At 65.3% G+C, this 17,168-nt stretch carries 13 protein-coding genes; 7 read left to right on the forward strand and 6 right to left on the reverse strand.

Going from position 1 to position 17,168, the window contains the following annotated elements; genetic code table 11:
• Positions 1 to 51: 51 nt before the first annotated feature.
• The 3 genes from AC1DEK_RS01950 to AC1DEK_RS01960 all read right to left on the reverse strand — a co-directional run bounded on the left by AC1DEK_RS01950 (position 52) and on the right by AC1DEK_RS01960 (position 6,442).
• Positions 52 to 3,234, reverse strand: coding sequence for an efflux RND transporter permease subunit (locus tag AC1DEK_RS01950; RefSeq protein ID WP_478123501.1), 3,183 nt, complete (start codon positions 3,232 to 3,234; stop codon positions 52 to 54).
• Between the two features lie 10 nt (positions 3,235 to 3,244).
• Positions 3,245 to 4,411, reverse strand: a complete 1,167-nt coding sequence (locus tag AC1DEK_RS01955) for an efflux RND transporter periplasmic adaptor subunit (RefSeq protein WP_478123502.1) — start codon at positions 4,409 to 4,411, stop codon at positions 3,245 to 3,247.
• A gap of 117 nt (positions 4,412 to 4,528) precedes the next feature.
• Positions 4,529 to 6,442, reverse strand: coding sequence for a potassium transporter Kup (locus AC1DEK_RS01960; protein ID WP_478123503.1), 1,914 nt, complete (start codon positions 6,440 to 6,442; stop codon positions 4,529 to 4,531).
• A 72-nt stretch (positions 6,443 to 6,514) separates the two neighbouring features.
• Between AC1DEK_RS01960 and hpnC the strand changes: the two genes are divergently transcribed.
• From hpnC to hpnE, 3 genes are all read left to right on the forward strand, one after another.
• Complete coding sequence (hpnC, locus tag AC1DEK_RS01965; protein ID WP_478123504.1) at positions 6,515 to 7,411, forward strand: squalene synthase HpnC; 897 nt, start codon at positions 6,515 to 6,517, stop codon at positions 7,409 to 7,411.
• A 13-nt stretch (positions 7,412 to 7,424) separates the two neighbouring features.
• Positions 7,425 to 8,264, forward strand: coding sequence for a presqualene diphosphate synthase HpnD (gene hpnD / locus AC1DEK_RS01970; RefSeq protein WP_478123505.1), 840 nt, complete (start codon positions 7,425 to 7,427; stop codon positions 8,262 to 8,264).
• A gap of 268 nt (positions 8,265 to 8,532) precedes the next feature.
• A complete protein-coding gene (hpnE, locus tag AC1DEK_RS01975; RefSeq protein WP_478123506.1) occupies positions 8,533 to 9,816 on the forward strand; it encodes a hydroxysqualene dehydroxylase HpnE in 1,284 nt (427 codons plus the stop codon).
• Positions 9,817 to 9,837: 21 nt separating this feature from the next.
• Here the strand turns inward: hpnE and AC1DEK_RS01980 are convergent, their stop codons facing one another.
• Together AC1DEK_RS01980 and AC1DEK_RS01985 are read right to left on the reverse strand one after the other, a co-directional pair.
• Positions 9,838 to 11,340 carry a sigma-54 dependent transcriptional regulator gene (locus AC1DEK_RS01980; RefSeq protein ID WP_478123507.1) on the reverse strand — a complete coding sequence of 501 codons (1,503 nt, stop codon included), beginning with the start codon at positions 11,338 to 11,340 and terminating at the stop codon, positions 9,838 to 9,840.
• 17 nt (positions 11,341 to 11,357) lie between these two features.
• Positions 11,358 to 12,728 (reverse strand): acetate kinase, encoded by a 1,371-nt coding sequence (locus AC1DEK_RS01985; RefSeq protein ID WP_478123508.1) that lies wholly within the window; start codon positions 12,726 to 12,728, stop codon positions 11,358 to 11,360.
• A gap of 566 nt (positions 12,729 to 13,294) precedes the next feature.
• Here AC1DEK_RS01985 and AC1DEK_RS01990 point away from each other — a divergent pair.
• The 4 genes from AC1DEK_RS01990 (at position 13,295) to AC1DEK_RS02005 (ending at position 16,416) form a co-directional block, all read left to right on the forward strand.
• The gene (locus tag AC1DEK_RS01990; RefSeq protein ID WP_478123509.1) at positions 13,295 to 14,695 is read left to right on the forward strand and encodes a hypothetical protein; all 1,401 of its coding nucleotides are present in this window, start codon (positions 13,295 to 13,297) and stop codon (positions 14,693 to 14,695) included.
• 92 nt (positions 14,696 to 14,787) lie between these two features.
• A complete protein-coding gene (locus AC1DEK_RS01995) occupies positions 14,788 to 15,156 on the forward strand; it encodes a hypothetical protein (protein ID WP_478123510.1) in 369 nt (122 codons plus the stop codon).
• Between the two features lie 19 nt (positions 15,157 to 15,175).
• Entirely contained in the window at positions 15,176 to 15,847 is a 672-nt protein-coding gene (locus AC1DEK_RS02000; protein ID WP_478123977.1) for a C39 family peptidase, read from the forward strand.
• Complete coding sequence (locus AC1DEK_RS02005) at positions 15,847 to 16,416, forward strand: hypothetical protein (protein WP_478123511.1); 570 nt, start codon at positions 15,847 to 15,849, stop codon at positions 16,414 to 16,416. The genes AC1DEK_RS02000 and AC1DEK_RS02005 overlap by 1 nt, the downstream gene beginning before the upstream one ends.
• An 11-nt stretch (positions 16,417 to 16,427) precedes the next feature.
• Here AC1DEK_RS02005 and AC1DEK_RS02010 read toward each other — a convergent pair whose 3' ends face one another.
• A complete protein-coding gene (locus AC1DEK_RS02010; RefSeq protein ID WP_478123512.1) occupies positions 16,428 to 17,168 on the reverse strand; it encodes an HAD family hydrolase in 741 nt (246 codons plus the stop codon).

A 17,168-nucleotide genomic window follows, 5' to 3' on the forward strand; every position in this document is an offset into this window, starting at 1 on the left:
AACCACGTATTTTATGCTGGAACGAAAGCCGCTCCAGCGACTCATGCACCGTCACGCCGAAAGCATTTCGGCCGCATGCGGCGGCGGGGCATCCGTGCTCCCGGCCGGCTCACGCTTTACCCGAAACCAGGCCGCGTACATGGCTGGCAGCGCCAGCAAAGTGAGCACCGTGGCGACAATCAGGCCACCCATGATGGCAACGGCCATCGGCCCCCAGAAGACGCTGCGCGACAGCGGGATCATCGCCAGCACGGCCGCTGCAGCGGTCAGCACGATCGGCCGCAGCCGCCGCACCGCCGATTCGACGATCGCATCCCAGGCCGGCACACCGGCCGCACGGTCGTGTTCGATCTGGTCGACCAGAATCACCGCATTGCGCTGGATCATGCCCATGAGCGCAATCACGCCCAACAGCGCCACGAAGCCGAAAGGCCGGTTCAGCGCCAACAGCGCACCCGCCACTCCGACAATGCCCAGCGGGCCCGTGATGAAGACAAGCACCGAGCGGCTGAAACTGTGCAGTTGCAGCATCAGCAAAGTAAAGACCAGAAACAGCATGATCGGCACCCCGGCGACGATCGACGCCGAGCCCTTGCTGCTTTCTTCCACCGCGCCGGCCACTTCGATGCGATACGCGCTCTGCCCCGCCGCTTGCCACTTCGCTTCGAGTGCGCGCAGTTTTGGTAGTAGCTGATCAGTCACCGTCGCGCCCTGAAGCCCCTCGACGATGTCGCCCTGGACGGTGATCGCATAGTCGCGGTTCTCGCGCCACATCACGCCGGGCTCCCAGGTGAAGACCGGCTTGGCGATCTGCGTCAGCGGAATCGCCTGGCCTGAACTCGTGGGCAGATAAGCGTTGCCGATGTCCGAAATCGCCCCACGTTCGTCGGGCGATTGGCGCAGCACGATGTCGATCAGCAAGTCGTTCTCGCGGTATTGGCCTACCGTCGTGCCGCTGAACATGGTCCGGGAGGCCTGCGCGATGGCCTGGCTGGTCACGCCGAGCGAACGCGCCTTGTCCTGATCGACTCCGAGCCGGATCACCTTGACTGATTCGTTCCAGTTGTCGTTGACGCCGCGCATGTTCGGGTTGTCGCGCATCACAGCCTTGACCTCGTCAGCGCGCGCGCGCAGATCCGCCGGGTCCGTGCCGATCACGCGGAACTGCACCGGATACGGCACCGGCGGCCCATTGGGCAGCAGCTTGACGCGGCCACGTGCTTCGGGGAATTCCTGCGCCAGCAGCGCGGGCAATTTCAGGCGCAGGCTTTCGCGGTAATGAAGATCCTTTGCCAGCAGAATCATCTGCGACACGTTGGTCTGTGGAAACACCTGGTCGAGCGGCAAATAGAAGCGCGGCACGCCCGATCCGATCCAGCTCGTGACAGTCGTGACGCCCTCTTCGGTGCGCAGCCGCTCCTCCACTCGCTTGGCGACTTCTTCATTGGCCGCGAAGGACGTACCTTCCGGGAACCACAACTCGACCAGAATCTCCGGCCGGCTCGAATCCGGAAAGAACTGCTGCTGCACCTTGCCCATGCCAACGATGCCGAGCGCAAACATCAGCAACGTAGCGCCAATGGTGATCCAGCGATGCGCCACGCACCAGTTCACCGTGCGGCGAAAGGTGTTGTAGAACGGCGTGTCGAACAGTTCGTGCGGGGGTGCGTCGGGGTCGTGCGGCTTGACTTTGAGCAGCAGCGTGCCGAGATAAGGCACGAAATAAACCGACACGAGCCAGCTCAGCACCAGCGCAATCACCGTGACCGCGAAAATCGCAAACGTGTACTCGCCCGTGATGGACTTCGCAATGCCGATGGGCAAAAAGCCCGCCGCTGTGATCAACGTGCCGGTGAGCATCGGCTTGGCCGTGACGTCATAGGCAAAGGTGGCGGCTCGGACCTTGTCATAGCCCTCTTCCATCTTTCGCACCATCATCTCGACGGCGATGATGGCGTCGTCGACGAGCAGGCCCAGCGCGATGATCAGCGAGCCCAGCGATATCTTGTGCAGGCCGATGTCGAAGTAGTTCATCGCGAGGAAGGTCACCGCCAGCACGAGCGGGATGGTGATTGCGACAACGAGCCCCGGTCGAATGTCCACATACCAGCCAAAGCGGCCGCCCTTGTGCAGCCCGAGCGATATGAAGCTCACCGCCAGCACGATCGCCACGGCTTCGATCAGCACGCTCACGAATTCATTGACCGAATTGGCGACCGCGACGGGCTGGTCTTGCACCTGCACGAGTTGCACACCGAGCGGCAACTGCTTGTCAATCTCGGCCGTGGCAGCATGCAGCGCCTTTCCGAGCGCGATGATGTCGCCGCCCTTGGCCATCGAGACGCCGAGTGCGATCACTTCCTTGCCTTGATGCCGCACCTTCACGGCTGGCGGATCGACATAGCCGCGGTGGATGTCGGCGATGTCGCCGAGGCGAAGGTGGTTGCCTGAGCTGCCGCGAATCGGCATGGCGCGCAATTGCTCCACGCTCGTGAACTGGCCGCCCACCCGGACCTGCACCACGTCCTGCGGCGCCTGGATGGTCCCGGCGCTCTCGATGGCGTTTTGCGAACCGAGTTGCCCGATCACGGTGTTGAAGTCGAGGCCAAGTTGCGCGAGGCGCTTCTGAGATACCTCGATGTAGACCTTCTCGTCCTGCACGCCGAACTGCTCGACCTTGGCCACGTCTTTCACGCGCAGCAAGCGCTGGCGCACGTCATCGGCAAACGTCTTCAGCTCGGCGTAGCTGAATCCGTCGCTCTCCAGTGCGTAGATCACGCCATAGACATCGCCGAAATCGTCATTGAAGAACGGCCCCTGCACGCCAGCGGGCAAGGTGGAGCGCATGTCGCTGATCTTCTTGCGGACCGTGTACCAGACGTTCGCGACTTCGCCAGCCTTGGACGAATCCTTGATCTGAAAGATGATCTGCGATTCGCCGGGCTTCGAATAGCTGCGGATCTTGTCGGCGTAGGGCGCCTCTTGAAGGGTGCGTTCGAGCTTGTCGGTGACTTGCTCCGCCACCTGCTGCGCCGTGGCCCCGGGCCAGTACGTGCGAACCACCATCGCGCGAAAGGTGAACGGCGGGTCTTCGTCCTGGCCCAGCTGGAAGTACGACGCAAAGCCCAGGACCATCAACACAAGCATCAAGTAGCGCGTGAGCGCCGCGTGCTCGAGTGCCCATTTCGACAGGTTGAATCCGGCCCTGCCGGTGTCGGCGTTCTGTGACGTCATGCGGGCGTCCTCAGCGCGTTGCCACAGGCGCTACGGGCGCTGCTGGTACAGCAACTGCGTCCTGACGCCCGCCTGCAGTCGCTGCCGCCCGATTGCGATAGATGGCGACCTTCTGCCCTGGCGAGAGCACATGCACGCCTGCGGCGACGACCAGTTCGCCCGGCAGGAGGCCCTTGCCGATGACAGCTTCGTTGCCGTCTGCCGTCACCACTTCGACCGCTTGCGAGCGCACGGTCATGCTGGACTTGTCCAACACCCAGACGGCACTGCCCTTGCCTTCCTGGCGCAAGGCGCTGGTCGGAACCTTGAGCACCGGCGTGCCGCTGTGCGAAAGTGCCTTCGGCCGGGCGTAGACCGTGGCACCCAGCGCCGGCGCCTTGGCCGGATCGATCGTGGTCTTGACGGTGTAGGTGCGCGTGACTGCGTCGGCGCTGGCGGCGACCTCGCGCACCTTGCCTTCGAATTCGCTTCCGCCGGCCCATCCGCGTATCGCAACCGGGGAGTCCGCCTTGACCTGCCCCGCGCGATCTTCCGGCACCGCGAACACCACATCGCGCGCGCCGTCCTGGGCGATGCGCACGACCGGCGTACCCGCAGCGACCACCTGCCCCGGTTCGGCCTCGATCGCTGTGATGATGCCCGGCACGTCCGCCACGAGCGTCGTGTAGTTCGCCTGGTTTCCCTGCGCGCTGAGTTGCGCTTGCGCCTGTTCGAGTTGCGCCTGTGCCGCCTTGAACGTGCTTTCGCGACGCTCCAGATCGGCGCCGCTGATGAAGTTCTGGTCGCGCAGCGAGCGATAGCGCTTGAGATCCGCCGCCGCCAGATCGCGATTGGTCAGGGCCGCGGCATATTGCGCCCGGGCGCCCTCCGCTGCGAGGCGGAAATCCTGGGGATCGAGCTGCGCGAGCACCTGGCCAGCCTGAACGTGCTGGCCGAGTTCGGCCTGGCGCCGCGTGATCTTTCCGGCGACTCGAAAGCCCAGGCGCGATTCGACTCTTGCCCGCACTTCGCCGGAGAACTCGGGCTCGGTGTCGTAGGAGCTGACGCCGACGGCGATGACCTTGACGGAACGGATGGGCTCCTCAGCTGGCGGCGGACGAGAACATCCGGCAATGAGGACCACGGCGAGCAGCAGCCCGGCACGAGTACGGACGCGCGATACAGATGAGGCGGACATGAATCACCCTTCAAAACCAGCGGGGTCATTACTGACCAGCGGGTTAGTAATCTAGGGTAAACGCCAATCGCTGTCAACGAATTCGCCAGCGAAGCGGCGATCCGGGATCCAGGCGCCTCAGGTGCGTTGTCCCATTTCCACGAGCCGGTTGTCGGGAAGCACGAAGTAGTCGGATGCGCGGCCCGCGTTGCGCTGCAGCCAGCCGAAGAGCGCCCGCCGCAACGGGTTCATGTTCGGCAGATGCTCATCGCCGACAGAAGCGCGCGAGACGAAATACGAGGTCGTCATCGAGTCGCAAGCCAGACCCTTCTGATAGGCCAGGATGCGGATGAATTCGGGCACGTCAGGGCGCTCCATGAAACCGTAGCGCGCAGTAGCGACCCATATGCCTTCACCCAGGGTTTCGGCTTCGATTCGCTGGCGTGCGTCAACGCGTGGCGTGTCGCACGACAACACCCTGAGCACGATGACCTTCGAGTGAAGCACCTGGTTGTGCTTGAGGTTCAACAGCAGCGCATGCGGCACGGATTCAGCGTCGGGGTTGAGGAACACCGCCGTGCCCCTCACCCGGTGCGGCATGCCTTCGGCGAGCGACTGCACGAAAGGCACGAGCGGCAGGCGCTCCGCTTCCGCTGCCCGCAAGCCGAGGCGCCGGCCCTTGGCCCAAGTCGTGAAGATCACCATCACCAGTACGGCGACAGCGAGCGTAAGCCAGCCTCCTTCGGCGATCTTCAAACTGTTGGCGACGACGAACATCACATCGACCGATGCGAAGATCAGCACGCCGATCACGACGGCCGGCCGATTCCACCGCCAGAGCTTGTAAGCGACGATGCCGGCGAGCAGCGTCGTCGTCACCATCGTGATCGAGACGGCAATGCCGTACGCCGCCGACAACGCGCTCGAACTGCGGAAGCCCAGCACCAGCAGCAGCACGCCGACCATCAGCATCCAGTTCACCGTCGGGATATAGATCTGCCCGATGGCTTCGCCCGAAGTCTGCACGACGCGCATGCGCGGCAAATAGGCCATGCGAATCGCCTGCGCCGTCAGCGAAAAGGCGCCGGAGATGACTGCCTGCGATGCAATCACGGTCGCCATCGCGGCGAGGATGACCATTGGCAGCACCGCCCACGACGGAAAGAGCCTGAAGAAGGGGTTGTCGATCGCTGCCGGATTGGAAAGCACCAGCGCGCCCTGGCCGAAATAGTTCAGCACCAGCCCCGGCAAAGCAATGAATATCCAGGCGAAGCGAATCGGCTTCGCGCCGAAATGCCCCATGTCGGCGTAAAGCGCCTCGCCACCGGTAAACGCGAGAAACACAGCGCCCAGCACGGCAAGCGATTGCGTTCGATGCGTGACCAGGAAGTTGGCTGCGTGGCGCGGATCGAGCGCGGCGAGCACCTCCGGTTGCTTGAGCACCTGCAACAGGCCTCCCGCGGCAATCACGACAAACCACAACAGCATGACCGGCCCGAAAACCCGACCGACCAGCCCGGTGCCATGGCGCTGCACGGCGAACAAGCCGACCAGGATCGCCATGGTGATCGGAATCACGAAGGGTTGAAGCCCGGGCGCCTCCACCTCCAGCCCCTCGACCGCGGAAAGAACCGAAATCGCCGGAGTGATGAGACTGTCGCCATAGAACATCGCGGCTCCAACCAGACCCAGCAGCGCGATCAAGGAAGAGACCCACGCGCGCGTCGGCGTGCCGGTCACCGCATTGCGCGCCAGCGCCTGCAGCGCGAGGATGCCGCCTTCACCGTCATGGTCCGCGCGCAGCACGAAAACCACGTACTTCAGCGTGACCACGAACATCAGCCCCCAGAAGATCAGCGACAACAGCCCCAGCACCGTTTCAGGTGAAAAGGGAATGCCGTGCTCCGGGTTGAGCGTCTCCTTGAAGGCATACAGCGGCGACGTGCCGATGTCGCCGAAGACCACGCCTAGCGCCGCAATCATCACGACCGGCCCCGCCTTGGGATGAGATCCCGGATCCGAAAGGCCGAGGTTCTGCGACGTTGTGTTCATGATGAGTGGAATCTCCCCAGGGGCGGATCGTACCCGTGCCCGCCCCCTTGGCCGTGTCGCACAATCCGCGGCGTGTCATCCATCCCGCCTCCCGCTATCGCCGCCTCGCCGGCCCACTACGAGAATTTCCCCGTCGCCTCGTGGTTGTGTCCGCCCCGCTTGCGGCCGCCGATTGCCGCCATCTACCAATTCGCACGCACGGCGGACGATATTGCCGACGAAGGCGACGCCAGCGCCGCGCAGCGCCTGGACGATCTTCGGGCGTTTCGCGCTGATCTGGCCGCTGTCGCGCGCAAGGCAGCACCCTCGAATCGCTGGCCCGAAGTCTTCGGCCCGCTCGCGCACGCCATGCATGCCTTCGCGCTCCCTGAGAGCTTGCTCGCCGATCTTCTCTCGGCCTTCATGCAGGACATCCAGAAGACCCGCGACGGCGCGGGCTACGCCGACCGCGCCGAGTTGCTCGACTACTGCCGCCGCTCGGCCAACCCCGTCGGCAGATTGCTGCTTCATTTGTATGGCGTGAACGACGCGCACGCGCTCGGCCAGAGCGATGCGATTTGCACGGCGCTGCAACTGATCAATTTCTGGCAGGACCTGAGTGTCGATCTGCCGCGCGGCCGCCATTACCTGCCGCGCAGCGACGTCACCGCGCACGGGCTGAATGCGCACGACTTCAATGCCTTCCGGCCACTGGCGCCTGCGCCCGCACCGCCGGGTGCGATTTCGCTGGTCGCCGAGCAGGTCGCCTGGGCACGCGAACTGATGCATGAAGGCAAACCGCTCGTTCATCGCCTGCCCGGCCGCGCCGGATGGGAACTGCGCTTCGTCGTCCAGGGTGGCAGCCGCATCCTCGACAAGATCGAGGCGCTGGGCTGCGACACCTTCTCGCATCGCCCTACCATCGGCAAGTCCGATGTGCCGCTGCTCGCATGGCGGGCCCTGCGGATGCGGAGACAATCGCCCGCATGAAGAGGCCCGCACGATGACCCCCGAGCAGTACGTCCAGGACAAGGCCGCTGCGTCGGGCAGCAGTTTTTATTACGCGTTCCTGTTTCTCCCGAAGCCGCGCCGTGCGGCGATCACCGCCTTCTATGCGTTCTGCAGGGAAGTCGACGACGTGGTCGACGAAACAAGCGATCCGGGTGTCGCCGCCACCAAGCTCGCCTGGTGGCGCACCGAAGTCGCGCAGTCGTTCGCAGGCCAGCCACACCATCCGGTGATGCAGGCGCTGATGCCGCATGCGGCGGCCTACGGCATCGAGGAACGCCAGTTGCACGAAGTGATCGACGGCTGCCAGATGGACCTCGACCAGACGCGCTATCTCGACTTTCCAGCCTTGCGGCGCTACTGCCATCTGGTGGCCGGCGTGGTCGGAGAAGGCGCGGCGCGCATCTTCGGGCAGACCGATCCGCAAACCACGCAATACGCGCACAAGCTCGGCCTTGCGCTTCAGTTGACCAACATCATTCGCGATATCGGAGAAGACGCCTTGCGCGGACGAATCTACCTGCCGGTCAATGAACTGCAGCAGTTCGACGTCAAGGCGCATGAGATCCTCAACCGCGTGCACTCGGATCGCTTCGTCGCACTGATGAAGTTCCAGGCGGATCGCGCGCAGGCCGCGTACGACGAAGCCCTCGCCCTGCTCCCCCCAGCGGACCGGCGCATGCAGAAGCCCGGACTGATGATGGCGAGCATCTACCGCACGTTGTTGACGGAGATCGAGCGCGACAACTTCCAGGTGCTCAACCAGCGTGTGAGCCTGACCCCCGTACGCAAACTCTGGCTGGCATGGCGCGTCCAGGCGCTAGGCAAGTTATGACTCCCCCCCAGGTTGCCCGGCACTTCGTGTCCGGGCGCCCACCCCCTGCCGGGGGCGCCGCGCTGCGGCCCGGCAAAGCCGGTTCCGCCGCGGCCCACGAACAGGCGCGCTGCGCGCAGCCCACAGACAACCGCAGCGCGCGTTCCCCGAGGCCGGCGCAGCCAGGCCCGTTGGTGAAACACCGCGGAACTGGCTTCGCCAGGCCGCCAGTGTTGCCCCCGGTAGGGGGTGGGCGGCTACACGAAGTGAGCGAGCCTGGGGGCGAGCCTTGAATGTCCTTATCGTGGGCGGGGGATGGGCTGGGTTGGCGTGCGCCGTGGAGGCGGTGCGTGCGGGGCATTCGGTCAGTGTCTTTGAAGCGGCGCGCAATTGGGGCGGGCGGGCGCGCGCACTCGCGGCGACTTTGCCCGACGGGGAACGGGTGATGCTGGACAACGGGCAGCACATCCTGATTGGTGCCTATACCGATTCGCTGGGTCTGATGGCGCGTGTTGGCGTGGACGTGGATGCCGCTTTGCAGCGGATGCCGCTCACGCTTCGGTTTCCGGACGGCACAGGGCTCTCGCTGCCGCTACTGCCCCGCTGGCTCGATCGGGCAACGCGACGGATCGCGCCGCTGGATGTGCTGGCGGGCGTCGTCGGCGCGCGCGGGTGGTCCTGGCAGGACAAGTTGTCGCTGCTCAGGACCTCCTTGCAATGGCAGCGGCAAGGCTTTGTCTGCGATGAACGGCAAACGGTGGCCGGCCTTTGCGCCACGCTCACGCCGCGAGTGCGCGCCGAACTCACCGATCCGCTGTGCGTCTCGGCACTCAACACGCCGGCCGATCAGGCCAGCGGCAAGGTCTTCCTGCACGTGTTGGAGCAGGCGCTGTTTCGCACGCCGGGCGGCTCGCACTTGCTGCTGCCGCGGGTCGATCTCGGGGCGATCTTTCCGGATGCCGCGGACCGCTGGTTGCGCCGGCAAGGGGCGAGGACTGAACTTGGACGCCGCGTGCGCGCCATCACTCGGCAAGGCGACGGCTGGCTGGTTGACGATGAGCCCTTCGATCGGGTCGTGCTCGCCTGCGCGCCCTGGGAAGCCGCGCGTCTTGCGGCGGACCTCGCGCCGCGCTGGTCCGCCGTGGCCGAGGCGCTGACGCACGAAGCGATCACCACGGTCTATCTTTATGGCGAAGGGGCGGCGCTCTCCGCACCCTTTCTTGCCTTGCGCAGCACGCCCGAGGCGCCGGCGCAGTTCGCGTTCGATCGCGGCCGGCTCGGTGGTCCGCGTGGCCTGCTCGCTTTCGTGATCAGCGCGAGCACCGACGATCGCGAGGCACTTCAGTGGCAGGTGCAGGCACAGGCGCGCTCTCAGTTGGGGCAAGACGGATTGCAGCCGGTGTTGACGGTGATCGAACGGCGCGCGACCTTCGCATGCACGCCGGGGTTGGTCAGGCCATCGATGCATGTGGCGCCGGGTCTTGTTGCCTGCGGCGACTATGTCGAAAGCGGCTATCCCGGAACGCTCGAAGGCGCCGTTCGCAGCGCCATTGCCGCTGCTGCAACGATCTGATCGCGCAGCATCTGCGCCGATTCAAGCTCGGCCGACTGGCTTGCCTGCCCCCTCCCAGTCAGCCAGAAAGCCACTGGCCGGAGGGTTCACGTTCAGGATCGCATCGATCGGCCGAACCGCGGTGGCCGGCGCCGTTCGCATTGGCGGAGGCGATGGCCACTGCGGCGTCACGTGCGGACGCGGCTGCGTGTCGAGCGCGATGCTGTGCTTGTCCATCAGCCGGTACAAGGTCATTCGCGAGACGCCGAGTTCGCGCGCCGCATGCGTGACGTTGCGGCCAACGCGCGTCAGCGTGAGCACGATGACGTCGCGCTCGGCCGCCGTGCGCGCCGCATCCAATCCCATGCCGACCGGGTTGTCCGCTGGCATGAGGCCTAGATCGGTCGGCCCGATCAGACGACGGTCCGTCATGACGACGGCGCGCTGCACACGGTTGAAGAGCTCCCGTACATTGCCCGGCCAGGCGTGCGCCAGCATGGCCGCGACCGCCTGGCGGCTGAACCCCTTCACGCGTGCCCTGCTCTTGGCGGCACAGCGCTGAAAGAAATACTCCGCGAGGATCGGCACGTCTTCCATGCGCCGCCGCAATGGCGCGACTTCGATCGAAAGAACGTTGAGCCGATAAAAAAGATCGTCGCGAAACTGCCCGACAGCCACGGCCTCCGCCAAGTCCACGTGCGACGCGGCCACCACGCGCACATCGACATGCAGGTTGCGAACAGCCCCGACCCGGCTGATGGTCTTCTCTTGCAGGAAGCGCAGCAGATTGGTTTGCAGCTCGAGCGGGAGATCGCCGATCTCGTCGAGGAAGATCGTGCCGCCGTTCGCAGCTTCGATCAGCCCGCGCCGCTCCGACGAAGCCCCCGTGAATGCGCCGCGCTCATGCCCGAACAGTTCCGACTGGATCAATGACGGCGAGATGGCTCCGCAGTTGACCGCGACGAAAGGTCCGGCCGATCGCTGCGAGCATTGATGGATCGCGCGCGCGGCAAGCTCCTTGCCGCTGCCGCTTTCGCCGCCGATCAGGACCGGCGCATCGGTCGCCGCGACCTTGCGGATCTGTTGGCGCAAGCGCGTGATCGCGGGCCCCTGCCCCACCATGCCGAGCGCGTCGATCGCGTGGCTGTGCGCCGCGTCGTGCCGATGGCGAAGCATCGCGCGCTGGCTGGCATGCGCCAAGGTTCGCTCCAGCTCCTCAAGATCGACTGGCATCACCTGATGGTCGAAGAAGCATCCGAGCACCAGTTCGCGAAATCCGGCGGACTCCAGCGCATGCGGGTCGCACACGCTCACCCATTCGGAACCCGGCGAGCCATTGACACAGGCTTCAACGGCGGCCTCGGGCGCATTCAGCGTCGGCCCCACGATCAACATGCCGACTTTGAAATGCCGGTGCGCCTGCATGCGGCCGGCCGCCACCAGGTCGCCGACCTGCGTCACGTCCCATCCGCGCGCGACCAGCCGATCCACCACGTCGGCCGCGCCGCCACCCAGCGTCACGCAGAGAATGCTCCCGGGTTGCATCGCGAGGCACCAGACGGTTAGAACGACATCGGCAGCCTGACGGTCAGCTGGAGGTCCGGGGTGTCGCGCGTCAGGCCCGCACCCACGCTCACGTTGAAGACTGTCTTGTCGCTGTAGCGATACGAGTAACCCAGCAGCAGCGATGCGAGCTGCGTGCGTACCGAGCCGAGCACCGTCTGGCCGTTCTGCTTCGTGGGCGCGACGGAATAGAGTTCCACGCCGAGGCTGAAGGACGAGCGCTCATTGAGTGCCATGCCCATCCCGAAATTCATGCCGAACACGCCACCCGCCTGCACGTCGCCGAGAAACTCGGTCTGGCCGTTCAGCACGGTGCGGCTGACATCCTTGCGCGCGAAGTTGTAGGTGTAGCTGAGTCCGCCGAAGAAGACGGCCGGATCGGATGGCAGCAGGAAGTTGAGGCTCGGCTGCAATGAATAGAAGCCGGAGCCTGTCGGGAGTTCGAGGGGCAGCCCCGTGCCCGTGGTGTTGCCGATGCAGCGCGTCACGCAATCGGTCGCTACCTCGAAGGGGTCCTTGCCGTTGCGCGCCTTGAAGCGCAGGCCGCCGACGATGTAGGGCTTGTTGTTGTCTCGCCCATCCGCGATCTGATAGCGCACCGCAGCCTCGAGGTCGCCCATGCCGTTGCCGTGTGTATCGAACACGTTGTCGAAAGCAGAGCCGGTGAAGATTTCGCGGCTGATGGTGTTGTTCGAACGGTTGAGGTATGGGAGCTTCAATTCAAGCTCCGTGCGGTTGGTCACGCCCCAGCGACCGGTCAGTGCGGCAACGAAGGTGTTGTTCTTGTATTGCCGCACGTCGACCAAGCCGATCAGGATCGCCGGGATGACTGTGTACCCCACGAGCGCCACCTGATTGCTTGACGAGTAGCCGTATTGCAGCGATGGCTCGAAGACGAACTTGCCCTTCGGCGTGAGGATGCCGGGTTCCTCGAAGATCTGCGCCACCGGCGGTGCCTGGATTTCCTCGCTGGGCGCGACGCCGACGCGCACGGGCCTCGTCGACGTGTCCTCAGCGGCCTGGCCGGCTGCATTGGCTGCATTGGGTGCGGCGGCGCTCTCCAGCTCCGGCTTCGAGCCCGGAGCACGCAGCACGCGCGGCTCCTGGGCAACCTGGTTGACCGTCTGCGCCTGGGCATTGAGACGATCGGAGAGTTCCTTGTAGCGGCTCTCCTGCTCTGCAGCCTGCTGCCGCAAGGCGTCGATCTGGCGACCCTGCTCTGTCACCTGATGCTGAAGCGTCTCTATGCGCTTGTTGGCATTACGGGCAGCCGATGTGCCTTGACCTTGTGATTGCGCGATGGCGCTCGACCATGCCACGGAAGAGCATGCAAGTAGCACCAGCGCCCTGTGCGGGCGAATTGTCTCCATCTTTCCCTCTCGTTCTGCTTCTTCGTACGCGAGGTCCCGGCGGCAGCGTATACGTTTTGTTAACTTTTCGCCAAGGCGAATTTGAAAACAAAGGTAAGCGACCGAGGGGCAGCCGTGGTGGTGTCTCGAAGGTGTTGCAGTCGAGACACGAAAGCGTTCGCGGACGGGGTCGACGGCACGACTTGGCAGCCTTCCGCGCGTCTATCGCAGCACTCGCGAGAGCGCGCGATAAGGTCCGGCGCCCGTGTCCCATGGTTGAGACACAGCACGACTCTCGATGCATTCCGGCGCAAGCGCGGTCAGCGCTGGCGCTGCGCCCTCGCCGCGCCGATTCGCGCACGATTTGCCGTCAAGCGGATGTGACACCCCCAGTGAAAAACAGCCCCTTTGGGACACGTGAAACGCCCGGTACGCAAGTCGCCCGAATCGTCGCGTGCATGCTTGTCCCAATGAGGGAGCGCCTGCGCGCAACAAGCCGTAATTTGCTGGCACCGAAGTTGCACCGCGGCCTCTGATTTGCGGCGACGCACGTCAATACCAAGCTTGTTCAACTTTTTGGAGGGTTCATGAAAAAGACACTTTTGGCTTCGGCCATTGCGCTTGCCTTCGGGTTCAGCGGGGCAGTGTGGGCCGATCAGACGGCCGGACCATCAGGGCGCGGCGCGGACACCAATACGAATACGGACAGCAGCACGCATTCGTACACCGACAGCAGTACCTACACGGACAGCAGTACGCGAACCCGCACTGACAGCAGCACGCATTCGCGCACCCGGACCGGTGATGCAGAGGCCAGTGCCGCTCGTTCCGCAGCGCTGAACAACGGCTCGACGGGGACGTTCGACAACGCTTTCAACTTCAACAAGACGACCGCGACGGCGAGCAGCAATCTCAGCGGTACGGTGTCGAACAACTCCGTCTCCGGCATCGGCAACGTGGCCTACAACCTGGGTTCCGCGGCTGGTGGACGCGGCGCGGGCGGCACCGGCGGCACCGGCAGGGGCGGCACGGCCTCGGGCACGGGCGGCAACGGCGCCACTGGCGCCGGCGCAGTCGGTGCGGTGGGAGGGAGCGCATCCAACGGCGCCATCACGCATGGCAGCGCCACGAACGGCGGTTCGGCAGCGGGTGACGGCGGTAACGGCCTCGGCGGCATCGCGGCTGGCTTCGCCAACAGCGGACGCGCCTCCTCCAGTGGCGGCGACGGCGGACGCGGCGGCTCGAGCGGCGACAGCGGCCGTGGCGGAAGCAGCGGCAGCTTGTCAGCGGCCTTGGGCGGCAGGAGCGGCGGTGGTGGTGGCGGCGGAAGCTCCGGCGGCACCTCGGCAGGCTCGGGCGGCAACGGCGGCGGCGGCGGTTCAGGTGGACTGGGCGGCTTGGGTTCTGGCGGTTCTGGCGGTGCCGGCGCATCGGGCGGCGCAGGCGGTGCGGGCGGTGCCAGCGGCACGGCAGGCGCAGGCGGCGCGAGCGGTGCAGGCGGAGCCGGCACATCGACCAGCACGGCAGGCGCAGGCGGAGCAAGCGGCGCCACGGGTGCCGGCGGAGCGGGCGGTTCAGGCGGCGGCGGCGGAGCGGCCACCAGCACTGCAACCAATACCCAGACCGGCGGCGCGGGCACGGGCGGCGCAGGCGGCTCGAGCACGAACGGCAGCGCCACCAACGGCAGCGCGAGCAACGGCAACAACACTGCTGGCGCTGGCGGTGCAGGCGGTAGCGGCACGGGCGGCGCAGGCGGCGCAGGCGGAACCAACACCGGCAACGGTGGAACCGGCGGTGTGGGCAATGGCGGCGTGGGTGGTGGCGGCGGAACGGTGACGGTCAATGCCGGCACGTTCAACATGTCCAACACCATGACGAGCGTCGGTCAAACAGCAGCCGGCATCATGGTCGCGAACCAGAACAGCGGCGTGTCGTCGCTGGTGCAGCAGAGCGTGAACGTCCAGGCGAACCTGAGCGTGGGTCGCTGATCGGCAGCGAAGTCCGACGAGCGCCTGTGCAGCGTGACGGCTGCGCGGGCGTGAGTCGGCTCGCCTCAATAGCTGGCCAAGGGGGAGACGCCATGAAATTCATCACTCTCTGCGGGACCGCTTGCGCGGCCCTCGGGTTCCTGCTGCCCACGCTTGCAACGGCGCAAGGCATCGAGCCGGTCGGCGATGCGCCGGCCAAGGCCGAGCGTGTGGCCTTCGTCGCAACGCCCGTCGACACGGACAAGCTGTCGGGCTATCGGGGCGGCACCGACATGGTTCGCAACGACATGACGCTGAACGGCACCACCGCCGACAACTCGGCACGCAACGTCAATACGGGCGACAACACCATCAGTGCGGGCTCGTTCGCGAACATGAACGGCTTGCCGGTCGTGATCCAGAACAGCGGCGCGAATGTGCTCATACAGAACGCGGTGATTCTTCATTTGCAGATGAACTGAGGAGAGCGCCTTGCGCCGCATGCTGCTTTCCGTCGCACTGCTCGCTGCAGCCACCGCAGCGCCGGCCCAGCGGGCCTATCTGTCGCTGGGGATGGGCGACGTCACCATGCCCATCACGAGCCTGAAGCAGGCGAAGACGGGGCGCACGCTGATCCAGAAGTACGACTTCAGTTGTGGATCGGCCGCTGTTGCCACCCTGCTCACGCACCACTACAACTATCCAGTCACCGAAGAGGCGGTGTTCAAGGAGATGTACGAGAACGGCGACCAGGAGAAGATCCACAAGGAAGGCTTCTCGCTGCTCGACATGAAGAGATATCTCGCTGCGCACGGCTTCGACGCCGACGGCTTCGAACAGCCGCTCGAGAGGCTGAGCCAAGCGCGCATCCCCGCCATCGTCCTGATCAACACGAACGGCTATCACCACTTCGTCGTGGTCAAGGGCCTGCAGGACGGTCGCGTACTTGTCGGCGACCCCGCCCAGGGCACACGGGCGGTGGCGCGCAAGGCTTTCGACGAGAGCTGGAAAAACGGGCTGCTCTTCGTCATTCACAACCGCATGGACACGGCCAAGTTCAACCTGGCCGCTGACTGGCGCGTCGCTCCGCATGCGCCCATCGGGCAGCAAGGCATCAGCCGCGACGGGCTTTGGCAGGTCACGATGCCGAAGCTGGGACCCGGGGAATTCTGATGAACGACATCCGCTTCCCTTTTGGCTTGCCTTCTGGCTTCCCTTTTGCCCGCGCCGGATTGCGGCTCGGCCTGTGCCTGCTTTTCGGCAGCGCCCTTTTGCCAGCGCTGCCGGCACAAGCGGCCGGACCCGATCCCGAAGAACCCAGCGCCGGCGTATGGATGACCGTCAGCGACCAGAAACTGGACCACATGCGCGGCGGCTTCGACCCGGGCACCGGCCTGCTGGTGAGCTTCGGAATCTCGCGCGCGACCTACATCAACGGCAGCCTCGTGACACAGACGACGCTCGACTTCAGCCATGTCAGAGACCTCACTCCGGCCCAGGCCACGCAGCTCAACAAGCAGATGGCGAGCCTGAACCTGGTCCAGAACGGCCCCGGTAACACCGTTCAGGCGCAGCAAGGCGGCGTCGCCTTCGGCACCGTGATCCAGAACACGCTGGACAACCAGCACATCGTGAATCAGACGGTCATCAACGCGAGCAGCAACTCAGCCGGAATGGTCAAGAACCTGAACACACTGTCGACACTGAACGACAGCCTCTTGCGCGCCGTCGGCTCGCGCTGAGCGACTCGACCTCAATCCGCGCGGCTGCTGCCGGGCATCAGCGCCACGCAGAGTGCGTGCAGGTTCGGCACGATGAGCTGCGGATGCGCGTCGTGCTCCCACGGCCGCTCGTCGCGCACCAGCCATGCGGCCTGCATACCGGCGCCGAGCGCGCCGACCACGTCCAGCGCCGCGTCATCACCGACGTGCAGCACGGCTTCGGGTTGCACTGCGACGGACGCGGCCGCAGCGCGGAAGATCGCGGCATGCGGTTTGCCACTGCCGAATTCACGTGCGTTGAACGCGGCACGAAACCAGCGCCCGACGCCGGTCCGATGCACGTCGGCATTGCCGTTGGAAATCGCTACCAGCGGATAGCGCTCGCTGAGCCATTTGAGCGCGGGCAAGGCGTCGTCGTAGAGCTCGACGCGTTGGCGCTCGGCAAAGAAGACATCGAAGGCCGGCTCCGCCAGCGCAGGGTCTTCACCCGACCGGCGCAACGCCGCGCGAATCGATTCGCGCCGCATTGCGCTGAGATCGTGTGCCAAATCGGAACGCTCTTTTTCAGTGGCTTCGCGCAGTTCGCGCAGGATGCCCGGCGTGATGAGCAGGTTGGCGGTCTTGGGCGCTTCACGCAGCAGCCATTCGTGCAAGACGCGCTCTGCGCGTTCGATGGTGGGCCAGATCGGCCACAGCGTGTCGTCGAGATCGAGCGAAATCGCGGCGATGCGCTTCACGTCGAGGGTGATGGAATCGGGGGTCGCGTGGGCCAT

It is taken from the genome of Variovorax sp. 10N420 (assembly GCF_056394705.1).

Bases quoted from the DNA above. Each gene is read 5' to 3' on its own strand.
- AC1DEK_RS01990 (WP_478123509.1), top strand. From the start codon at position 13,295: ATGAAAAAGACACTTTTGGCTTCGGCCATTGCGCTTGCCTTCGGGTTC.
- AC1DEK_RS02000 (WP_478123977.1), top strand. From the start codon at position 15,176: ATGCTGCTTTCCGTCGCACTGCTCGCTGCAGCCACCGCAGCGCCGGCC.
- AC1DEK_RS01980 (WP_478123507.1), bottom strand. From the start codon at position 11,340: ATGCAACCCGGGAGCATTCTCTGCGTGACGCTGGGTGGCGGCGCGGCC.
- AC1DEK_RS01985 (WP_478123508.1), bottom strand. From the start codon at position 12,728: ATGGAGACAATTCGCCCGCACAGGGCGCTGGTGCTACTTGCATGCTCT.
- AC1DEK_RS02010 (WP_478123512.1), bottom strand. From the start codon at position 17,168: ATGGCCCACGCGACCCCCGATTCCATCACCCTCGACGTGAAGCGCATC.
- AC1DEK_RS01960 (WP_478123503.1), bottom strand. From the start codon at position 6,442: ATGAACACAACGTCGCAGAACCTCGGCCTTTCGGATCCGGGATCTCAT.
- AC1DEK_RS01955 (WP_478123502.1), bottom strand. From the start codon at position 4,411: ATGTCCGCCTCATCTGTATCGCGCGTCCGTACTCGTGCCGGGCTGCTG.
- AC1DEK_RS01995 (WP_478123510.1), top strand. From the start codon at position 14,788: ATGAAATTCATCACTCTCTGCGGGACCGCTTGCGCGGCCCTCGGGTTC.
- AC1DEK_RS01950 (WP_478123501.1), bottom strand. From the start codon at position 3,234: ATGACGTCACAGAACGCCGACACCGGCAGGGCCGGATTCAACCTGTCG.
- hpnD (WP_478123505.1), top strand. From the start codon at position 7,425: ATGACCCCCGAGCAGTACGTCCAGGACAAGGCCGCTGCGTCGGGCAGC.
- AC1DEK_RS02005 (WP_478123511.1), top strand. From the start codon at position 15,847: ATGAACGACATCCGCTTCCCTTTTGGCTTGCCTTCTGGCTTCCCTTTT.